The following is a 21,118-nucleotide window of genomic DNA, read 5'->3' as shown; positions in this document are numbered from 1 at the left end:
AAAAGTAACCGCGGCGGGCCCCGGCCGGGCGGGGAGGCCGCCCCGGGGCGGGGTACCACCCGGGGATGAGCTGCGGGCCCGGCGGGGGGGCGGCCCGGACTCTCCGGGCCGCCCCCCTTGCCGGGCCCGCCCTTTCGCACGCCGCTGCGCCGTTCCGTCCCGGCGGCCGGTCAGCAGAGGGTCGCGAAGCCGTAGCCGCGGGCCTTGAGGGTGGACAGGATGTCGGGCAGGGCCGCAGCGGTCTGGCTGCGGTCCCCGCCGCCGTCGTGCAGCAGGATGACCGAGCCCGGGCGGACGTTCCGCAGCACCCGCGACCGGATCGCCGCCGCCCCCGGCCGGGACCAGTCGGCCGGATCCACGGACCAGAGCACGACCTCCTTGCCGAGCGCCGCGGCCCGGGAGCGCACCGCGCCGTTCACCGCGCCGTACGGCGGGCGCAGGCACTTCGGGGTGCGGCCGGTCTGGGCCCGGATGGCCCGATCGGTGTCGCCCACCTGGGAGTTGAAGGAGGCGGGGGAGAGCCGGCGAAGGTCCGGGTGCGACCAGGAGTGGTTCTGCACGCTGTGGCCCTGGCGGGCGACCTGTGCGGTGAGCGAGGGGTGGGCGGCGACGTTCTCGCCGATCTCGAAGAAGGTCGCGTGCACCCCGTAGCGGTTGAGGATCGACAGGATCCTCGGGGTGTAGGTGGGGCTGGGGCCGTCGTCGAAGGTGAGGTAGACGACGTTGCCGCCCCTGGCCCCGGCCGCCTCCGCCGTCTCGGTGGGCACCGCGACCACCGCCCCCGCCACCAGCGCGACGGCGAGGGCGCCCATCGCGGTCCGGATCCTTCCGACTCCCCTGCGTCCCACGGGTCGTACGGCCATGCCTGCTCCCTGACGTCGAACTGCCGAGTACCGGCCAGTCTGCGCCGACGACCGACGGGGCCGCGACCCGCACGGGGGCGATAGGGGGCGAAATCGGCCAGCGGGACGGCGGGTCGGCGGGAGCCGGACGGCAACGGTGGCCTCCGCCATCAGCCCCATCGCGATGGTGGCGCCCACCGGCACGGGACCGGCGGCCCTGCTGCGGGTGGCGGGCGCCACCGGCCTGACTCCCCCTCGGGTGGGGCCGTCGACGGCCGCTCGGACGGTGCCGGAAGCAGGAGTTGCGGTCTGGTCGGAGCGCATCGGTCATCCTTCGGTTTCCCCCGGGCCCCCAACCCCTCGCGGGGGACCTTCCCGGCGCCGGAGGCACCGGCACCGGAGATCTTTCGAACTGACCCACCGGAAGCGCGGGTTGGACGGCGCGCCGATGAGACCCCGCGGGAGGGCCCCCGGGCCCGCGGCCGCACCTCCTCCGCCGACCACCAGAACACACCGGGCCCGGCCGGAACCACCGGCTCCGACCTGGTCTCCAGTACTCCTTGAGCGGGCCGACGCCCGCGCGACGGAAAGGTGTGGCGGACCGGCGACGACCGGCGCTATGCTCCCCGCGATGAACACTTCCGCTGATCTCGGATCGGAGGTCCCGCTCGCGCAAGGTGAGTGCTGATGCTCACCCGCACCGCGAACGGGAACGACTCCCGTCTTTCCTTCTGGCGGCGCGTACGCGAGTACGCCGTGCCGCCCTCCATGATCGAAGCCGCCACCGCACGCCGGCTGTCCGGCGACTGGGCAGGGGCCTGTGCCGCCGCCAACGTCGAGATCGACTTCCAGCTGTCACACGTCGCCCGTACCCACGGCCGGGAGTTCGCCGACCGGCTGCGGGGCGATCTGCGCTGCCTGGCACCGGACCTGCTGCGCTGGCACCTGCCGAGGACCGCACCCGACGGGCTGCTGCGCACCGGGCTGACCGTGCCGCTGGTCCGCTACCCGGGCGAGCGGCCGGTGCACCTGGTGGTCCGGACGCCGCCCGCCTGGGCAGAGTACGGGCAGCGGATCAGCCTGGCGCTCTGGGACGGGTCCCACAACGGTCGCGTCCCCCATCCGCGCCCACGCCCCAGCCGCCGGTTCCGGCTCGATCTGCACCGGCACCTCTGGGACGCAGGCCGCAGTGGGGAGTTGGCGCTGCGCGCCGGTCTCGGCACCCCGATCGGCGGGCTTCCGGCCGACGGGCCGCAGGACGGACCCGGCCGGTGCGGGCTGCGCCACGCCGTCGACCGCTGGGCCGAGGAGGCCGGGCTCCTGCTGCGTGCCGAGGGGCTCCCGCCCGGCCCGGTCGCGGTCCGCGTCGAACACGGCCGACGGCTGCTCATCACCCCGAACGCACCGAACGAGCCGCCCCAGCCGGGCAGGCCGCGCGCGGAGGCCGTCGACGAACTCCGCGCCCTGCCGCTGCTGCCCGACGCCGCGACGTGGGTGCTGCCCGACATCGACCTGCTGCGCAGCGGAGCGATCGAGCCCGACCGGCTGCATCCGCTGGTGGCGGCCGCACTGGCGCCCGGGCACCGGGCCGACCGGAAGCCCCGGCCTCCCGCCGGCCAGCGGCTGGTGGAGTGCCGCGGCTCCCGGCACCGGATCGCGGTGGTCGACGGAGTGCTGACCGCGCTCGACCACGATCCGTCCCAGCTGCGCCGCGAGGAGCTGTTGGCCGCACTGTCCGGCACCCCGCTGCCGTGCCTGCGCGCGATCGACCAGGCGCACCGCGCTCCGGCCGAACTGGCCGGTGTGCGCGAGCGGTTGAACCATGGCGACACCGCCGGGGCGCTGGCCGTGGTGGAGGACCTGCTCGGCCCGCAGGCGGCGCTGCGCGACGGCCCGCTGCGCGACGAGCTCACCGCGGCGGCGGAACGCCGGGTCGCCTACGGCCTCTACCGGGCGGGTCTGACCGTCGACCAACGAGCCAAGGCCGTACAGAGCGGCGTCGCCTACGCCCTCTACCGGACGCCGAGCCTGGCCCGCCACGGGCTCGACACCTTCCCCTTCCCCCGGCGCCCTCGCACCGCCACCCGCTGAGCCCGCTGAACCGCCTGCTCAACCCCCTTGCTTCCGACTTCCCAAGGTGATCACCCATGCCCGTGTCCACGCCCGTGCCCACCCACGCCCGGCTCGACGTCGCCCGCCAACTGCTCGACCTGCTCGCCGACACCCGCACCGAGCCCCGTCCCGACGACCAGCTGGAGGCCCTCACCCTCGCCGTGGCCGCCGACCTGCCCGTCCTGCTCTGGGGCGAGCCGGGCATCGGCAAGACCGCCGCCCTCAACCAGCTCGCCGAGGCCCTGGACCTGCCGCTGACCACCGTCATCGCCAGCGTCCACGAGCCCTCGGACTTCTCCGGCCTGCCCGTCGTCGGCGACGATCCGGCGCAGCAGGGCGTCCCGCTGGCCCCGCCGGACTGGGCGGTGCGCCTGGTCCGGGCCGGTCGCGGACTGCTGTTCCTGGACGAGTTGTCCACCGCACCGCCCGCCGTCCAGGCCGCACTGCTCCGCCTCGTCCTGGAGCGGCGCATCGGCGCGCTCCGACTGCCGCCGGGCGTCAGGATCGTGGCGGCCGCCAACCCGCGGTCCTCGGCGGCGGACGGGTGGGAGCTGAGCCCGCCGCTGGCCAACCGGTTCGTCCACCTCCAGTGGGTGCACGACCACGAGGTGGTGGTGCGCGGCCTCGGCGGGGTGTGGCCGGTCGCCGCCCTTCCGCGGCTCGACCCGGCGGAGCTGTCCGCGGCGGTCGCCTTCGCCCGCCGGGCCGTGTGCGAACTGCTCACCGTCCGGCCCGAGTTGGTGCACCGGCTGCCGACCAGCGAGACCAAGCGCGGCGGGGCCTGGCCGTCCCCGCGCAGCTGGGACATGACGCTGCGGCTGATCGCCTTCGCCACCGCGGCCGGCTCCTCGCGGGAGGTGCTGTCACTGCTGGTCCGGGGCACGGTCGGGGACGGCCCGGGGCTGGAACTGATGGCGAGCCTGGACCGGATGGACCTGCCGGACCCGGAGCAGTTGCTCGCCGATCCGGCGGGCGCCGTGCTGCCCCAGCGCGGGGACCTGCGCCAGGTGGTGCTGGACGGGGTGGTGGCCGCGGTGCGCAACCGGCCGGAGCGGGCGCGCTGGGACGCCGCCTGGGCGGTGCTGGTGCGGGCGATGGACACCGGCGCGCCGGACGTGCTGGTCGTACCGGCCACCACGCTGGCCTCGCTGCGACGGGAGGACTGGGAGGTCCCGGAGGCGATCGAGCACCTGGCCTCGACGGTGGCCCTGTCCCGGCGGGCCGATCGCGCCGCCGTCCGGGTCGCCGCGCGGACCGGCGTGGGGGCCGGCCGATGAACGCGGACACCCTGCCGCCGGGTCAGGGCCAGGGCCCTGGCCCTGGCGCGCCCCGGCCGGACGCCGGCGGCACGACCTCGCCGGATGCCGGCGGCCGGACCGGTCCCGCCCCCACGCCGCGAGACCTCGCCCGGCGAACCGGACCCGCCGCCCCCACGCCGCTGGACGCCGGCAGGCGCGGCCGCCCGAGGACCGACGAACCGGACGCCGCCGGCACCGGCAAGCTGGACCTCGACAAGCTCTACGCCGCCCGCCTGCAGGCCGTCCGGGCCCGCCCCTACCTGGCGACGGCCCTGTTCGCCCTGCACCTGGTGGAGTCCCGGCAGACCCCGACCATGGCCGTGGACCGCTACTGGCGCTGCTACGCCTCGCCGGCCTTCGTCGACCGCACCCCGGTGGAGGAGCTCGCCTCGATCTGGGTGCACGAGGTCTCCCACCTGCTGCGCGACCACCACGGGCGCAGCGACCGCCTGGCGCACGACCTCGGGCTGAGGGGCCCCGCGGACCGGCTGCGGATGAACATCGCCGCCGACTGCGAGATCAACGACGACGCGTTCGGCGACGGGCTGGTCACACCGCCGGGCGCGCTGACGCCCGAGTTCCTCGACCTGCCGGAGGGGCGGCTGCTGGAGGACTACTTCCGCGGCTTCGGCTTCGACCTGCGCAAGCCGGGCCTGGCCTGGCTGGACTGCGGCAGCGGCGCCGACGGCGTGGACCGCGGGTGGGAACTCGGCCCGGACGGCGCCCACGGGCTGACCGCCCAGGAGCGGGACGCCGTCCGCTTCCGGGTCGCCGAGGCCATCCGGGGCCGCCCCGGAAACGCCCCGGCGGGCTGGCGGCGCTGGGCCGAGGAGGTGTTCCACCCGCCGCAGCCGTGGCGGCAGCTGCTGGGCGCGGCGATGCGCTCGGCGGTCTCCGGGCCGGGCGCGGGCGGGGACTACAGCTACGGCCGCCCGGCCCGGCGCTCGGTCGGGCTGCCCGGCGTGGTGCTGCCGGCCCTGCGGCGGCGCCCGCCCCGGGTCTCGGTGGTGATCGACACCTCGGGGTCGGTATCCGACCAGGAGCTGGGCAGCGCGCTGCTGGAGGTGGCGGCGATCGGCCAGGCGGTCGGCGGCCGCCACGACCAGGTCACCGTGCTGTCCTGCGACGCGGCGGCCCGGTCCGTCGGCGGGCTCTGCCGGGCGGCGGGCATCCCGCTGGTCGGCGGCGGGGGGACGGACCTGCGGACGGGCTTCGCGGCGGCGCTGCGGACCCGGCCGCGGCCGGACGTCGTGGTGGTGCTGACGGACGGGCAGACGCCCTGGCCGTCGGTGGCGCCGTCGTGCCGTACGGTGGTCGGCCTGTTCCGGCGCCCGAGCCGGTACGACGAGGACGACGACGAGTACCGGCCGGACGCGCCGCCGGAGTGGGCGCGGGTGGTCGCCATCGGCTGAGGGCCCCGAGTGCCCCTGCCGGCGCCTGGAGTCGGCAGGCACGGCGGTGGCCGGGCGGAGGAGCCCGAAGGCCCCCTCCGCCCGGCCACGCGCGGCTCAGCGGACCATGGCCGCCAGCACGCTGCGCCAGTCCTCCCCCGGCTCCGGCTGCAGCGCGGCCGCCAGGGTCTCCGACCGGTAGTGCCAGGGCCGTCGCAGCTCCGGGTCCGCGTCGGCGCTCAGCTCCACCGCGCTGTCCGACCCGAGCAGTCGGATCAGCTCGGTGCCGAACTCCGCCCAGGACACGTGCCCGTTGATCGCGTTGACGATCCGGCCCGCGGCGGGGCCGTCGGGCAGGGCGCAGGCGGCGAGGGCGCGGGCCAGTGCGGCGGAGTGCACCCAGGCGGCTCCGCTCCACTCGTCCTTCCCGTCGACTCCCGGGGCCGGCAGGACGATCGGCCGACCGGCCAGCGCGGCCTGGTAGAGCTCGCCCGTGGAGCCCCAGCGGAGCTGGTCGCGCAGGCGCTGGTGGGGGCCCCAGACGATCGGGGCGCGCACCACGGTGGCCGGGCCGTGCCCGGTGGCCTCGGCGGTCTCGAACAGCATCCGCTCGCAGTCGAGCTTGGCCTGCCCGTACGCGGTGACCGGCGCGCCGCTGGGGCCGCCCTCGGCGACCTCGGTGCCGGCCGGCCGGCCGTACGCGTCGATGCTGCTGACGAAGACGAACGGGCCGCCGGACCAGCCGTCCAGCAGGGTGCGCATGGCGGCGACGTCGATCTCGTGCTCGGTGAAGGTGCAGGCGGCGTGGATGACGGCGTCCACGCCCTTGACAGCGCGCTGGAGGCTGTCCAGGTCGGCGAGGTCGCCCTCGGCGATCTCGGCCCCGTGCAGGGCGGGCAGGTGCGCGGATTCCGGTCGGACCAGGACGCGTACCGGCCGCCCCTGGGCCATCAGTTCCTGCAGCACCGCGGCGCCGACCCCACCGGTGGCACCGGTGAGCAGCACGGTGCCGGTGCGGGGCTCGGCGGTCGTGCGGTCGCCGGCCCGGGCGACGGCGGCCCGGCGCTCCTCCTCGCGCGCGGCGAGCAGGGCGGCCAGGGCGCGCGGGGTGCGGTGCTCCAGGACGTCGAGGCCGGTGAGCGGCAGCCCGACACGGGTGCGCAGGCGTTCGGCGAGCTGGACGGCGACCAGCGAGTGGCCGCCGAGGGCGAAGAAGTCGCCGTCGGCGGGCGGGACGCTGCCGAGCAGTTCGCCGAAGGCGGTGCGGACCAGGTCGAGCGGACCGGTCCGCTCGACGACGGGAGCGGCGTCGGAAGCGGTGACGGGCGCGGCGGCGGGAGTGGCGGGCTCGGCCCCCGGCAGCCGGCCGCGGTCGACGGCGCCGTCCGCGCCGCGCGGGATCCGGTCCAACAGGGTGACGGCGAGCGGAAGTTCGGCGGCCGTGACCGAGCGCCGCAGCCGGGCGCGCAGATCGGTGCCGGTGGGAGCGACCGGTCCGCGCACCACCGCGAAGGCGAGCGGCGGCCCGTCGACGGCCTCGACGACGGCCGCGTCGGCCACCCCGGGCTCGGCCGACAGGGCTTCCAGCACCGGGTGTTCGCCGGCGGACACCAGGAGTTCGCCGGGCAGCTCGGCGAGCGGGAGCTCCGCGTCCTCGACCACCGCCCGGAGCACCTCGGCGAAGGCCTCGACCAGCCGGGCGGCCGTGGCCTCGTCCAGTGCGTCCCGGTCGTGCTGGACCAGGCAGCGCGGCCGCGGGCCCTCCTCCAGCGCCAGGGTGAGGTCGAACTTGGCCAGCCCGAGGTCGACTTCGACGTCCTCGGCGTCGAGCCCGGGCAGGGTCAGCGGCGCCGGGGGCTGGAGGAGGTCGCAGCTGACCGTCAGCAGCGGGGTGCCGTCGGCGCCGCGCGCCGCCGCGCCGAGGCGCTCGACCACGAGGTCGAAGGGCACCTGGTGGTGCTGCTGGGCCTCCAGCAGGGCGCCGCGCACCAGGGCCAGGGCGTCGGCGAAGGACTCTCCGCCGGTGAGCTCGGCCCGTACCGCGAGGGTGTTGACGCCCAGGCCCACCGTGCGGCGCAGCTCGGGCCGGGCCCGCTGGCCGCTGGCGCAGCCGAGGGTGAGGTCGTCCTGGCCGGCGGCGGTGCGCAGGGTGGCGAAGGCGGCGGCGAGGACGACGGCGAACAGGGTGGCGCCGTGCCGGGCGCCGAGCTGCCGCAGGCCTTCGACGGTGGCGGCGTCGAGGGGGGCGGTGTGCAGGGCGGCGCGGCGGGCGCGGGCGCCGGGCGGGACGGGCCGCAGCAGCGGCAGCGGGCGGGCCCCGGCCAGGTGGGCGGCGCGGGCGTCGGCCGCGGCGGTGAGCTCGGCGTCGCGGGCGCGCTCCTGGCGGGCGTACTCGGCGTACGGCATTCCCGGCGGCGGGAGTCGGGGCTCGGCACCGTCACGGGCGGCGGCGTACAGGGCGGCGAGGTCGGCGGCGAGGGCGGGCAGCGAGCCGCCGTCCACGGCGATGTGATGAATCGTCAGGAGCAGGGTGTGGTCCTCGGGCCCGTGCCGCAGCAGCAGGGCGCGCATCACCGGCCCGGTGGTGAGGTCGAACGGCCGGGCGGCCTCCGCGGCGAGCTGCCCAGCGCCGTCACCGTCGGCGTCCACCACCGGCAGCGGCACCGGCCCGGCGGGCTCGATGTGCTGGTACGGCTGCTCGTCGCGGCGCGGGTAGCGGGTGCGCAGGGCGGCGTGCCGCTCGGTGAGGCCGGTGAGCGCGGCCGCCAGGGCCGCCGGGTCGAGCGGCCCGCGCAGCCGGGTGGCGATCGGCACGTTGTAGAGGGCGCCGCCCTGGCCGAGCTGCTCCATCAGCCACATCCGCTGCTGGGCGTGGGAGAGCGGGGCCGGGCCGGTGTCCTCGGCGGCCGCCGCCCGGGCAGGGGTCAGTGCGGTGCGACGGCTGCGGGCGCGGCGCAGCAGGTCGTTCTGGTCGCTGGTCATCGCTGTTCTGCTCCCGAGGTGTCGTCGGCGGCCCGTAGGACGCGCTCCAGCAGTTCGGCCTGCCCGGCCACGGTGGGGTGGTCGAGGAAGTCGGCGAGGGAGAGCTCGACGCCGAGGTCCTCGCGCAGGTCGTCGACGACCCACATGGCGAGCAGGGAGTGGCCGCCCTCGGCGAGGAAGTCGGCGGCCGGGTCGGTGATCGGGCGCTCCAGCGCCCGGCTCCAGGCCTCGGCGACGACCTGCTGGATCGGGCTGAGTTCGGCTTCGTCAGCGGTCTGCCTGGCGGCGGCGGGGTCGGCGGCCTCGGCGAGCGCCCGCCGGTCGACCTTGCCACTGCCGGTCAGCGGCAGCTCGGCGAGGACGGTCCAGGCGGTCGGCACCAGGTGGGCGGGCAGCCGCTCGGCGAGCCGGGTGCGCAGGCTCCCGACGGCCGTTCCGGCGCCCTCGGCGGGGACCACGCAGGCGGTGAGCGCGGCGTCGGCCTGCCCGGCCCGGCGGACCACCACCGCCACCTCGGCGACCTCGGGGAACTGCAGCAGTGCCTGCTCGACCTCGCCGGGCTCGATCCGGAAGCCGCGAACCTTGACCTGGTCGTCGGTGCGGCCGTGGAACTCCAGTGCGCCGTCGGGACGTTGGCGCACAAGGTCGCCGCTGCGGTAGGCGCGGCCGATGCCCGGGAGCTCGCGGAAGCGCTCGGCGGTCAGTTCGGGCCGGTCCAGATAGCCGTGGGCCAGCCGCTCGCCGCCGATCCAGAGTTCGCCGACCGTGCCGGCTTCCACCGGTGCGAGCCGCTCGTCCAGGACGGCGGTGAAGGAGCCGCCGAAGGCCCGTCCGATCGGGACGGGGCCGTTCTCGCAGTCGGCCGGGGTGATCCGGTGCGCGGTGGTGAAGGTGGTGGCCTCGGTGGGGCCGTAGACGTTGTAGAGCTCCAGCCACGGGAAGGCGCGCAGCACGGCCCCGGCGTGGTCGGGGGCGAGCGCCTCGCCCCCGACGGCCAGGGTGCGCAGCACGCCGAAGATCCGGGACTGCTTGGCCGCCAGGTGGTGGAAGAGCGCGGTGGTGATGAAGGCGGTGGTGACGCCGAACCGCTCGACGTCGCGGGCGAGTTCCTCGGCGCTGGGCCGGTCGGCCGAGGAGACGGCCGTGGCGGCGCCGTGGGCGAGCGGGGCCCACAGTTCGAAGGTGGCGGCGTCGAAGGAGGGCGTGGAGTGGAACAGCACCCGGTCGCGCGGGCCGAGCGCGAGTGCGTCTGGGGCGGTGACCAGGTCGGCGACGGCGCGGTGCGGGACCAGCACGCCCTTGGGGCGGCCGGTGGAGCCGGAGGTGTAGTACAGCAGGGCGGGCGCGTCGGCCTCGGCGGCGTCGGGCACCGCCGCGCCGGTCGCCTCGGCGGCCTCGGTGCCGCGCTCGGTCAGCACGAGGGTGTGCTCGGCGGGCAGTCCGGCCTCGGCGAGCAGCGCCTTGTCGCCGAGGACGAGCCGTACGTCCGCGTCGGCGGTCATCTCGGCGATCCGTGGGCGGGGGTAGGCCGGGTCGAGCGGGACGACGAGGGCGCCCGCCCGCCAGACCGCGAGCTGGGCGACGGCGAACCGGGCCGAGCGGGCGCAGAGCAGGCCGACCGAGCTGCCGGGGCCGATGCCGCGCGCGGCCAGGACGGCGGCCAGCCGGCCGGAGGCGTCCAGGAGTTCGCGGTAGGTGAGACAGGTGTCCCCGTCGGTCACGGCGAGCGCGGCGGGGCGCTGCTCGGCCTGCCGGGCGACCAGGGCGGGGAGGGTGGGGGGCGCGGGGAGCGTGCGGAGGACGGGCGTCATGGCTGGTTCCCTTCCGGGCGCCCCGGCCGTGGGGCCGGAGCGCCGCTGTTCAGGACAGGAGGTACCGCGGGGTCAGCTGAGCGAGGCGCTGGGCATCCGCTCCTCGACCAGCCGCGCGACCGCCCGCAGGTCGGGCTGGCGCAGCACCAGGGGGGCGCGCAGCCGCACGCCGTACTCCCCTTCCAGGGCCTCCAGCAGTCGGGCGGCGGCGAGCGAGTTACCGCCCGAGTCCAGGAAGTTGTCCTGCGGAGCGAGGTCGGCGCGGCCGAGGAGCTCGCGGCAGAGCTTCAGCACGGTGCGCTCGACCGGGGTGTCACCGTCCTCGGCCACCGCCACCGGGGCCTGCGGCTCGGCGGCGAGCAGCGCCGCGCGGTCCACCTTGCCGTTGGCGTCCAGCGGGAACCGCTCGACCAGCCGCACGGTGGACGGCACCGCCTGCTCGGGCAGCCAGGGCCGGACGGCGTCCAGCAGGCCGGCGGGTTCGGCGTCCTCCTCGGTCTGGACGAAGGCGAGCAGCCGTACGCCGGTGGCGGCCGTCTCGGCGGCGACCACGGCCCGGCGCACCCGGGGGTCGCGCTCGAAGGCGGCCTCGACCTCGGCCGGTTCGATCCGCACCCCGCTGACCTTGACCTGGTCGTCCAGGCGCCCGTGGAACTCCAGCACGCCGTCGGCGCGCATCACCACCCGGTCACCGGTGCGGTAGACCCGGTCGGTGCCGTCCACGCCGGGCGGCGCCTGGACGAAGCGGCGGGCGGTCAGCCCGGGGTCGAGGTACCCGGCGGCCAGGCCCCGGCCGCCGATCCGCAGTTCACCGGCCGTCCCTCTGGGCACCGGGCGGCCCTGCTCGTCGGTGACCAGCAGGACGGCTCCGGGGACGGGCAGTCCGATCGGCGGTGCGCCGGCGCCGTGGTCGCCGCCGGGGGCCATGGTGTGCACGGTGGTGACGACGGTCGCCTCGGCCGGGCCGTAGCCGTTGTGGACGGTCGCCGTGACCTCCGGTCCGGCGGGGCGGCGCAGCCGGTCGCCGCCGATGAACAGGTGGCGCAGCGCCAGCCCGGTGGGCCAGGGCCGGGCCAGGATCGGCTCGCCCAGCGGGGTGGGCAGCACGCAGGCGGTGATGCCGGCCTCGCGCCACCAGTCGGTGAGCGCGCCCGAGTCCCAGCGGACGGCCTCGGGGGCGACGACCAGCGCGGCGCCGGAGGTGAGGCCGGCCCACAGCTCCAGGAGGTGCGGGTCGAAGGACACCCCGATCAGCAGGCTGTGCCGATCGCCGGGGCCGAGGCCGATCAGCTCGCGGTACCACTGCAGCAGCGCGCCGAGCGCCGGCTCGGTGACGGCGACGGCCTTGGGGGTGCCGGTGGAGCCGGAGGTGAGGACGGCGTAGTGGGTGCCGGCAGGCACCTCGGCCTGCTCGCCGGGCGTCAGCGCGGCCAGCACGCCGCCGGCGGGCAGCTCCAGCTCCAGCCGCTCGCCGCCGGCCGGCAGCACGGCGGCCTCGCCGACCAGGCAGGCCGGCCGCAGCTGCTCGGCGACGGCCTGCAGGCGCTTCTCGCCGGGGCGCGGGCCGAGCGGCAGGTGGACGGCGCCGAGCTTGGCTATCGCCAGGGTGACGGCGACCAGCTCCACGGAGTGGCCGAGACAGACGCCGACCAGGTCGCCCTCGCCGACCTTGCCGCGCAGGGCCTCGGCGACGGTGTCGGCGAGGCGGTCGAGCTCGGCGTAGCTGTGGGTGTGCTCGCCGTCGATCAGGGCGGGCGCCTGCGGGGTGCGGTGCGCCCAGCTGGTGAACAGGTCGAGGACCGCGCCGTCCTGGTGCGGACGGCCGTACCCGATGCTCAGGGATTCCATCATCGTCTCCAGATGCGTGCGTAGTACGTGCGGAAGAACCGTCAGTTCAGGCCCATGGAGCGGGCGATGATCACTTTCTGGACCTCGGAGGTCCCCTCGATGATCGTGGTCATCCGGACGTAGCGGTACAGGAATTCCAGCGGGTGGCCGCGCACCCAGCCGGTGGCACCGTGCACCTGGAGCGAGCGGTCCACGGCGCGGACGGCGGTCTCGGAGGCGGTGAGCTTGGCGAGCGCCGCGTTCTCGGGCGACTCGCTGCCCTCGTCCACGAGCCGGGCGCAGGCGAGGGTGAGCAGCTTGGAGGACTCCACCTCGGCACGGGTGGTCACCAGGTGCTCCTGGACGTGCTGGTACTCGCCGATCACCTTGCCGAAGGCGCGCCGCTCGCGGGCGTACTCGACGCCGGCCTTCAGCGCGTACTCGGCGATGCCGTTGCACATCGCGGCGACCACCAGGCGGCCGCGGGAGAGGCTGTCCATGGCGAGGGCGGTGGCCGCGCCGATGCCCTCCTCGCCCCCGATGACGGCCTCCGGGCCGACGGTGACCTGGTCGAGCAGCAGCTCGAACAGCGGCTCGCCGGACATCCCCTCGTACCGCTGGCCGATCCGCAGCCCGGGCTGGTCCATCGGCAGCACGAAGGCGGTGGCCCCGGCGGTCGGCCCGGCGCCCTCGCCGAGGTCGGTGGCGGCGACCACCAGGGCGATCCCGGCGTGTTCGGCGTTGCTGACGAAGGTCTTGCGCCCGTTCAGCACCCAGGTGTCGCCGGTGCGCACGGCGGTGGTGGTGAGGTGGAACGCGTCCGAGCCGGCCTGGGGCTCGGTGAGCGCCAGGCAGCGGGTCTGCTCGCCGCGCACCAGCGGGACGAGGTGGCGCTCGACCTGCTCGGGGGTGCCGTGCCGCAGCAGCGGGCTGGGGCCGTCGGAGCCGGCCAGCGCGTACGGGGCGAGCACGCAGCCGCTGCGCCCGGCGGCGTGGTGCAGCAGCACGACGGCGGTGAACGGCATGTCGGCGCCGCCGAGTTCCTCCGGGTAGTCGCCGGCGTAGAAGCCGAGCGCGGCGGAGCGCTTGCGGACGTAGGCCCGCAGGTCGGTCGGGACCTGGTCGGCGGTCTCGGGCAGCTCGGCGGCGAGCGGCACGAGCTCGCGGCGGACGAAGCTCTCGAAGGCGTCGACGAGTTCGCGGTGGCCGTCTTCGAACACGGCCGAGGGGGAACTCACTTGGCACCTCCGGCGAGGACGCGGGCCTGGTCGGCCAGCACGGCGTGGCGGAACAGGGTGCGCAGCGGCGGGCGGCTGCCCAGATGCGGTTCCAGGTAGGCGGCGAGCTGGGCGGCGAGCAGCGAGTGGCCGCCGACCTCGAAGAAGTGCGAGTCCGCGGTGAAGCGGTCGTGGCCGAGCACCTCGCGCCAGGCGGCGGCGATCAGCTCCTGGCCGGGGTCGGCGAAGGTGCTGGGCGCGCTCTCCGGCTCCTCCGGGGCAGCCTCGGCGAGCCGGGCGAGGGCGGCACGGTCGGGCTTGCCGCCGGGCAGGGTGGGCATCTCGGCGACGGCCGTCCAACTGGCCGGGACGAGTCCGCCGGGCAGCCGGCGGGCGAGCGCGGTGTGCAGGGCGGCCTGGTCGGGGTGCTCGGCGCCCTCCAGGAAGCCGAGCAGGCGGGGGCCGGTCCGCGGGTCGGTGTGCAGCACCACCGCGCAGGAGCGGCCGCCGAGTTCGGCGGAGGCCGCCGCCTCGATCTCCTCCAGCTCGATCCGGTGGCCGCGCAGCTTGACCTGGTTGTCGGCGCGGCCGAGGAAGCGCAGGCGGCCCTCGGTGTCGCGGTAGCCGCGGTCGCCGGTGCGGTAGACCCGCAGGCCGCCGAGCGCGGGGACGGTGGTGAAGCGGGCCGCGGTGGGCTCCGGCAGGCCGACGTATCCCTCGGCCAACAGGTCGCCGCTGACGGCGAGTTCGCCGACGCAGCCGTACGGGAGCGGGCGCAGCGTCTCGTCCAGGACGTGCAGGCGCACGCCGTCGAGTTCGGTGCCGAGCGGGATCTCGCCGTCCTCGGTGAGGTCGGCCGCGGTGACCTGGTGGACGGTGGAGGTGACGGTGGCCTCGGTGACGCCGTAGGCGTTGAGCACGGTGGTGGCCTCGGTCAGCCCGGCCAGCGCCCGGGCGGGCAGGCGCTCTCCGCCGAGGACGAGCAGCCGGGGCGCCCAGCGGCCGTCGCGCAGCGCCTCGCGCAGGTCCTCGCGGACGGCGAGCAGGTAGCTGGTGGGCAGGTTGGCGACGGTGACGCCGCGGGCGGCGAGCACGGCCACCAGCTCCGGGCCGGTCGGCACCTCGCGCTGCGGCACGACCAGGGCGGCGCCGGCCGCGAGGGCGGGCAGCACCTCCTCCAGGGCCACGTCGAAGGACGGCCGGGCGAACAGCAGGACCCGGTCGGCGGGGCTGAGTCCGTAGCGGGCGGTGATCGCGGCGACGTACCCGGCGAGGGCCTCGCGGCCGACCAGGACGGGCTTGGGCACGCCGGTGGAACCCGAGGTGTGGATGATGTACGCCGCGCCGTCCAGGACGGCGGCGGGCTCGGCCTTCGGGAAGGCGGGACCGTCCAGCAGGGCCGGGGTGACGCCCTCGGCGGGCAGGGCGAGCGCGCTCTGCCGGGTGGCGAGGACGAGTGCGGGGGCGAGCCGCTCCAGCAGCAGGCCGAGCCGGGCGGCCGGGTCCTCGGTGGACAGCGGCGCGTAGACGGCGCCGAGGCGCAGGCAGGCCAGCAGGGTGACCACGCTGTCGGTGCCGCGCGGCAGTACGGCGGCCACCGGCTGACCGGCGGTGACCCCGGCGGCGCGCATCCGGTCGACCAACTCACCCACGCGGCGGTCGAGTTCGCCGTAGCTTATCCGCTCCGTGCCGGTCAGCAGGGCGAGCGCGGTCGGGTCGTGGGCGGCGGCCGGGTCGAGGCCGGCCGGGGTGACCGGGGCGGCCGGCTCGGCCTGCGGCGCGGGTGCCAGCTCTGCGAGCACCGCCTCGGGCCGGTCGAGGTAGCAGCGCAGCAGCTCCAGCAGGCGCTCGGAGAGCAGCACGGCCCTGGCCTCGCCGAACAGGTCGGCGTCGTAGTCCCAGATCAGCGTCATCCCGGCGGCGCCGTGCTTCTCACCGACCACCCGGCGGTCGTCGGGCAGCAGCACCAGGTCGAGGTCGAAGCGGGTGGTGCCGGTGTTGAAGCCCTCGTACAGCGAGACGTCGAGGCCGGGCGCCTGGACGTCGGGCAGCGCGGCGTCGTGGGCGCTGAACATCACGTTGAACAGCGGGTTGTCGGCGCCGCCGGTGTGCAGCCCGAGTCGGCGGGTCAGTTCCTGCACGGGCAGGTCCTGGTAGGGCAGGGCGCGCATCAGGACGTCGGTGACCTCGTCGACGGCGTCGGTGCCGGAGGCGGTCGGGTCGAGCCGCAGGCGCAGCGGCACGGTGTTGACGAACATGCCGACGGTGCCCTCGTAGCCCGCCGGACGGTTGCCGACGGCGGTGCCGACGGTCACCTCGCGGTGGCCGCTGTGTCGGCGCAACAGCTCGGCGAACAGGGCGAGCAGGGTGCTGAACGGGGTGTGGCCGTCGGCCTTGCTGCGCTCGCGCAGCCGCTCGGCGAGGTCGGCGCCGATCGACTGGCGCAGCTGCCCGCCCCGGTGGCGGCGCTCGACGCCCGGCCGGGCCAGTCCGGGCAGGGTGACCTCCCGCGGGGCGTCGGCCAGCTCCTTGGCCCAGAAGGCGAGCGCGCGGTCGCGGGCCTGCGGGTCGGCCTCGGTGCGGGCGTGCTGCTCGTAGGAGGGGGCGGTGGCCAGCTCGTAGGGCTGGTCGAGGACGCGGGCGCGGTAGACGGTGAACAGGTCGCGCAGGAAGATCGCGAAGGAGTGGCCGTCGTGCACGAGGTGGTGCTCGACGTGGATCAGCCGGTGGTGGTCCTCGGCGAGGCGGACCAGGTGCCAGCGCAGCAGCGGGGCCCGCTCGGTGTCCAGCGGCTCCTCCGCCTCGGCGGCGAGCAGCCGGCGGAAGACGGCCTCCGGGTCCGCCTCGGCGGTGAAGTCGCTCTGTCGCAGCACGGGTTGGCAGTCCTCGGCGACCCGCTGGCCGGGGACGCCCTCCGGCCGGGGCACCAACTCCAGCCGCAGGCCCGGGTGCTGGGCCAGGACGGCGGCGAGCCCGGTGTGCAGGGCGTCCCGGTCGAGGGTGCCCCACAGGTCGAGGACGCCGGTGAAGTTGTAGGCGCGGCTTCCCGGCTGCATCTGCTCGTGCAGCCAGACGATCTCCTGGGAGGGAGAGAGTGCGAACATGGATGATTCCCTTGTGTGGTGGGCGTGTTGGCACTGTGGTGGCCGGGCGCGGGGGTGGGGTGGCCCCGGTTGCGGCCGGCGGGGGCCGGGCCGCACCGGGGTGAGGGTGCGACCCGGGGTTTCTCGGGGAATTGCGGACTGAGGGGCCGGGGTGCCGGGCGGGATTCCGGGAGGGGCCGGAGTCCCGGGGCGGGCCGGGTCGTGAGCGGGGTCCGGGGTCGTGAGCGGAGTCCGGGGTGGGCCGGGCTCCGGGACGTGTCCTAGGCGAGGTGGCGGCGCAGCACCCCGAGCAGGTCGCCGAGGGCGGCCTCGGCGTCGGCGGCCGGGAACCGCTCGCTGTCCCAGGCCAGGTGCACCGTCAGGTCCTCGCCGTGGGAGGCGGAGACGGCCAGCGGCGCGGCAAGCGGGCGGCCGGAGAGGTGGACCTCCCGGCCGGGTACCCCGCCGAGCACCAGGGGCGGGCGGCGCTGGAGGTCCTCGAAGGTGAGCATCGCGTCCAGCGCGCCCGACCAGGGGGACCCGGCGGCCCGGGCGGACCGCACCACCTCGTCGAAGGGGGTGCCGGCGTGGTCGAGGTCGTCCCACCAGTCGTTGCAGAGCGCCTCCAGGTCGGCGGCCGCGCGCGGCGGTACGGCGTGCACCAGGGTGTTGAGGAAGCAGCCGAGCACGGCGGGCGCGCCGGGCGGGCGGCCGCCCCACGGGTAGCCGAGGGCGAGCGGGCCCTTTGTACGGTGCAGCCGCCGGGCGGCGGCGCCGGTGGCGTCCAGCAGGGCGGGGAACAAGGCGCTGCGGGCGCCGCCCTCGACGGCGGGCAGCCGCTCGGTGAGCAGGCCGGCTGCGGTCGCGGCGCCGCCGCCCGCCCCGGTCAGGCCGCCGAGCCGACGCCCCCAGTGGGCGCGCGCGGCGGGCCCGGCGGCGGCCTCCTCCGCGGCCAGCTGGAGTTCGACGGCCTCCCGGAAGGCGGCGACGGCCCGCGCACCGGGGGCGGCCGCAGGTGGCTCGTCCCGTCGGTAGGCCTCGCCGAGCTCGCCGACGAGCGCCCCGATCGACTGCTCGTCGCAGGCCGCGTGGTCCAGCGCCAGGGCGAGCAGCTCCTCGCCCGCGCCGGGCTCCCGGGCCACCAGCAGCCGCAGCGCGGGCCCGTCCAGGGGCCAGTCCAGCAGCGCTTCGCGCAGCGCGTCCTCGGCGCCGCCGCCGGGCGCCACGGCGATCCCGGAGACCTCGACCGAGGGGCCGCCGGTGCGCAGAACGGGTGTGCCGCGGACGGTCGCGAAGGCGCCGCACAGCGCCGGGTGGCCGGCCGCGACGGCGGCGGCGGCGCGGGCCAGCCGGTCGAGGTCGAGGGTGCCTCCGGGGAAGGCGAAGAACAGCGGGGCGAGGTCGGAGCGGGTCTGCGGCGCGAGTCGGCGGGTGATCAGGAACCGTCGCTGGGCGCCGGTCAGCGGGAGCAGCTCCACCGGGGATTCGGCGGCGGCGGAGCGGTACCGGGCGAGGTAGGCGGCGGTGATGCTGGCGTGCACGGAACGGTCTCCGGTTTCCGGTCTCGGCTCGGGTCAGGGGATCAGGGGGCGGTGGGGCTCGCGGCGGGGTGCTCGGCGGGGTGCTCGGCGGCCTGGACGTCCGGGGCGTCCTGGGCGGAGGCACGGGCCTCCGCCGCGTCCACGGCCCCGGGCTCCTGCGGCGCCCCCGGCAGGTCGCGCATCCCCCGCAGCGGCGAGAGCAGCAGCGGCACCGGCACCAGCAGGAAGCCCGCCGCACACAGCCACAGGGCGGCACGCGGGCCGGCCCAGTCGGCGACGAGTCCGCCGCCGAGCGCGCCGATCGGCATGGTGCCCCACACCAGGAAGCGCATGGTGGCGTTCATCCGGCCGAGCAGCTCGGGCGGGCAGACGCTCTGCCGGAAGCTCACCTGCGCGACGTTGTAGGCCACCGCGCCGAACAGCACCACACCCGAGGCGAGGCCGAACAGCAGGGCGCCCGCGGCGCCGCCGGACAACGGCCACAGCAGCGCGAAGGGCGCGGTCACCATAGTGGCCAGCCAGATCAGCCGGGCCTGCCCGACCCAGCGGGACAGCTGCCCCGCGCAGAGCGCACCGGCCAGACCGCCGACGGCGGAGGCCGACAGCAGGGCGCCGATGGCCCCGGGCGACAGGTCGAGCACCCGGACCCAGAACACCGTCTGGACGGCCATCAGCACGGCGGCGAACAGGTTGGACGTGGCGGTGGCGGCGGCGATGGCCCGCAGCAGCCGGTGGCCGAGCACGAAGCGCACGCCTTCGGCCACCTCGGCCCGCAGCGAGCGCCCGGGCTCCGGTTCCGGCCGCGGCTCCTCGACCCGGATCCGGGCGAGCAGCAGGGCCGAGGCGAGGTAGCCGCAGGCGTCGGCCACGATGGCGACCGGCGCGCCGAGCAGCTGGACCAGCCCACCGCCCAGCCCCGGCCCGGCGATCTGCGCCGAGGAGCGCACCGTCTCCAACGCACCGTTTCCGGACACCAGTCGTTCGCGCGGCAGGACGGCGGGCAGGAAGGACTGGTGGGCCACGTCGAAGAAGACCGTGGCCACCCCGGTGACCAGCGCGACCAGGTAGAGCTGGGGCATGGTCAGCACGCCGAGCGCCGCCGCCGGCGGGATCGAGCCCACCGCGAGGCAGCGCACCACGTCGGCGCGGATCAGCACCGGGAGCTTGCGCATCCGGTCCAGCCAGGCGCCGGCCGGCAGGCCGACCAGCAGGAACGCGGCGGTCTCCGCAGCTGTGAGCAGACCGACCTCGAACGGGGTGGCGTCGAGCACCACCACCGCCACCAGCGGCAGGGCGACCAGGGTGACCTGACTGCCCGTCTGGGCCGCCGCGGCTCCGGTCAGCAGGAGCCGGAAGTCGCGGTGGCCGAACAGACGGGCCTGGCGGGGGCGAGGCTTCTCGTTCATCGATGCGACTCTCGGTCACCCATTCGACACGGGGCAAGCACCGGGGCCGTTTCCGGACGAAGCACGGGTCGGCCGGATTCCGCCACTGCCGTGACCGACCCTTGCGCCTCCCTTACAAGCCCTTATGCCCGGGCTGCCAGCCAGCGTGCAGCCGTCACCGCCCGTCGACCAAGGCATCACGATCTGTCGGCGCGTCCCGACGAGCCTGCCACCAGGGAGTCCATTTCCTCGTCCGCTATCCGGACGTCCGCTTTCCGGCCATCGGAGTTCGGTGCTGAATTTGGCCGGAATCGATGGAGCAGGCACCTTCCGTAACCCCACCGTGATATCGGCGTAACCGTCCAGAGCCGTGACCGGCCGCCGCGAAGCGCGCCGTCCGTCGGCCGCGCCCCCTGCTCAGACGGGAGGCCCGCCCCCGGCCGCGGTCGCTGGACCGGCCCCGGTCGGCTCCCCGCGCCGGGTCACGGCGAGCACGGCCATGTCATCGTCGCGCGGCCCGCCCGTCCACCGGGCCACGTCGGCCACCAGCGCGTCCACCGCCTCCCGCGCCCCGGCGAACGGCCCGAGCGGGGCCAGCCCCTGCACCGGGTCGTAGAACTCCCCCGCCGCGTCCCGCGCCTCGGTCACCCCGTCGGTCACCAGCAGCAGCGTGCACCCCGGGGGGAAGGCCCTGCTCTCCACCTCCGGACGGGCCACCCCCAGCACGCCCATCCCCAGCGGCAGCCCCGGATCGGCCGCGTCCCACCGGCTCACCGTGGGCCCGTCCTCGCCCAGCAGGTACGGCCCGGGGTGGCCGCAGTCCAGCGTCCGCGCGACGGCCTCCCCCGGCGGGAACTCCACCAGCAGCGCCGTGATGAACCCCTCCAGCCGGATTTCCTCGCCCAGCGCGACGCTCTCCCGGACCAGCGTCCGCTCCAGAGCGTCCGCGAGCGCACGGAGGTCCGGCTCCCGGTGCGCGTCCTCCCGGAAGGCCCCGAGCAGCACCGACACCGCCCCCACCGCGTTCAGCCCCTTGCCCCGCACGTCCGCCATCAGCACCCGCACGCCGTGCGGAGTGGCCTGCAGCGCGTAGGCGTCCCCGCCGATCAGCGCCTCGTCCTGGGCCGCCCGGTAGCAGGCCGCGACCTCCAGCCCCGCCACCCGCCCCGGCGGCTCGGGCAACACGGCCCGCTGCGCCGCCTCCGCCACCGACCGCACCCGCGCCAGCCTGCGCCCGTGCCGGACCACCACCCGGTTCACACCGACCCCGAGCAGGGCGGCGAAGGCGGTGTTGACCAGCTCCAGGTAGCCGTCCTGGGTCCCGATCGACCCGTCCCGCAGGGCCAGCACCAGGATCCCCGTCACGTTCGCCACCCCGACGGCCACGGTGTCGTGCAGCGTCAGCAGCGCCCCGGACAGCACGGCGGCCGCCGCGAGCAGCGGATCGCCCCAGTAGTCGGACGGATCCAGCGAGTTCCACACCAGGCCGCCGACGATCAGCAACCACGGCGCGGCCCGCACGTACGGCGGCCACTGCGCGGACTTCTGGGCCATCGGCTACCTGGCTTCCGTCTCACTGCGTCCAGCAGGAGGTTCCTCCCGATCGTAGGCACGGGCGGCGGCGGGGCG

Annotated in this window: 12 protein-coding genes; 3 read left to right on the top strand and 9 right to left on the bottom strand. The window is 76.4% G+C overall.

From position 1 onward, the window contains the following. Positions 1 to 170: 170 nt before the first annotated feature. A complete protein-coding gene (locus ACFV1W_RS19625; RefSeq protein ID WP_380418142.1) occupies positions 171 to 812 on the bottom strand; it encodes a polysaccharide deacetylase family protein in 642 nt (213 codons plus the stop codon). A gap of 717 nt (positions 813 to 1,529) precedes the next feature. Here ACFV1W_RS19625 and ACFV1W_RS19620 point away from each other — a divergent pair. Genes ACFV1W_RS19620 through ACFV1W_RS19610 form a run of 3 tightly spaced genes read left to right on the top strand, consistent with a single transcriptional unit; the run spans position 1,530 to position 5,664 of the window. Further along, positions 1,530 to 2,933, top strand: a complete 1,404-nt coding sequence (locus ACFV1W_RS19620) for a hypothetical protein (RefSeq protein WP_380418140.1) — start codon at positions 1,530 to 1,532, stop codon at positions 2,931 to 2,933. Positions 2,934 to 2,989: 56 nt separating this feature from the next. After that, entirely contained in the window at positions 2,990 to 4,231 is a 1,242-nt protein-coding gene (locus tag ACFV1W_RS19615) for an AAA family ATPase (RefSeq protein ID WP_380418138.1), read from the top strand. Further along, positions 4,228 to 5,664 carry a VWA-like domain-containing protein gene (locus tag ACFV1W_RS19610; RefSeq protein WP_380418136.1) on the top strand — a complete coding sequence of 479 codons (1,437 nt, stop codon included), beginning with the start codon at positions 4,228 to 4,230 and terminating at the stop codon, positions 5,662 to 5,664. Before ACFV1W_RS19615 ends, ACFV1W_RS19610 begins: the two co-directional genes overlap by 4 nt. A 96-nt stretch (positions 5,665 to 5,760) precedes the next feature. Here ACFV1W_RS19610 and ACFV1W_RS19605 read toward each other — a convergent pair whose 3' ends face one another. The 8 genes from ACFV1W_RS19605 to ACFV1W_RS19570 form a co-directional block, all read right to left on the bottom strand. Then, positions 5,761 to 8,625 (bottom strand): condensation domain-containing protein, encoded by a 2,865-nt coding sequence (locus ACFV1W_RS19605; protein WP_380418134.1) that lies wholly within the window; start codon positions 8,623 to 8,625, stop codon positions 5,761 to 5,763. Further along, complete coding sequence (locus ACFV1W_RS19600; RefSeq protein WP_380418132.1) at positions 8,622 to 10,436, bottom strand: non-ribosomal peptide synthetase; 1,815 nt, start codon at positions 10,434 to 10,436, stop codon at positions 8,622 to 8,624. The genes ACFV1W_RS19605 and ACFV1W_RS19600 overlap by 4 nt, the downstream gene beginning before the upstream one ends. Before the next feature lie 72 nt (positions 10,437 to 10,508). Next, the gene (locus tag ACFV1W_RS19595; protein ID WP_380418130.1) at positions 10,509 to 12,284 is read right to left on the bottom strand and encodes an amino acid adenylation domain-containing protein; all 1,776 of its coding nucleotides are present in this window, start codon (positions 12,282 to 12,284) and stop codon (positions 10,509 to 10,511) included. Between the two features lie 41 nt (positions 12,285 to 12,325). Beyond that, positions 12,326 to 13,501 carry an acyl-CoA dehydrogenase family protein gene (locus ACFV1W_RS19590; protein ID WP_380418128.1) on the bottom strand — a complete coding sequence of 392 codons (1,176 nt, stop codon included), beginning with the start codon at positions 13,499 to 13,501 and terminating at the stop codon, positions 12,326 to 12,328. Further along, positions 13,498 to 16,584 (bottom strand): amino acid adenylation domain-containing protein, encoded by a 3,087-nt coding sequence (locus ACFV1W_RS19585; RefSeq protein ID WP_380418126.1) that lies wholly within the window; start codon positions 16,582 to 16,584, stop codon positions 13,498 to 13,500. Before ACFV1W_RS19585 ends, ACFV1W_RS19590 begins: the two co-directional genes overlap by 4 nt. A 260-nt stretch (positions 16,585 to 16,844) precedes the next feature. After that, positions 16,845 to 18,104 (bottom strand): non-ribosomal peptide synthetase, encoded by a 1,260-nt coding sequence (locus ACFV1W_RS19580; protein WP_380418124.1) that lies wholly within the window; start codon positions 18,102 to 18,104, stop codon positions 16,845 to 16,847. 41 nt (positions 18,105 to 18,145) lie between these two features. Next, the gene (locus ACFV1W_RS19575) at positions 18,146 to 19,510 is read right to left on the bottom strand and encodes an MFS transporter (protein WP_380418122.1); all 1,365 of its coding nucleotides are present in this window, start codon (positions 19,508 to 19,510) and stop codon (positions 18,146 to 18,148) included. 396 nt (positions 19,511 to 19,906) lie between these two features. Further along, positions 19,907 to 21,043, bottom strand: coding sequence for a PP2C family protein-serine/threonine phosphatase (locus ACFV1W_RS19570; protein WP_380418120.1), 1,137 nt, complete (start codon positions 21,041 to 21,043; stop codon positions 19,907 to 19,909). Positions 21,044 to 21,118: the final 75 nt, after the last annotated feature.

Origin of the sequence: Kitasatospora sp. NPDC059648 (assembly GCF_042734825.1) — a bacterium.
GTDB lineage: Bacteria > Actinomycetota > Actinomycetes > Streptomycetales > Streptomycetaceae > Kitasatospora.
The sequence above is the reverse complement of the archived record's forward strand: the minus strand, read 5'-3'. Positions and strand labels throughout refer to the sequence as shown.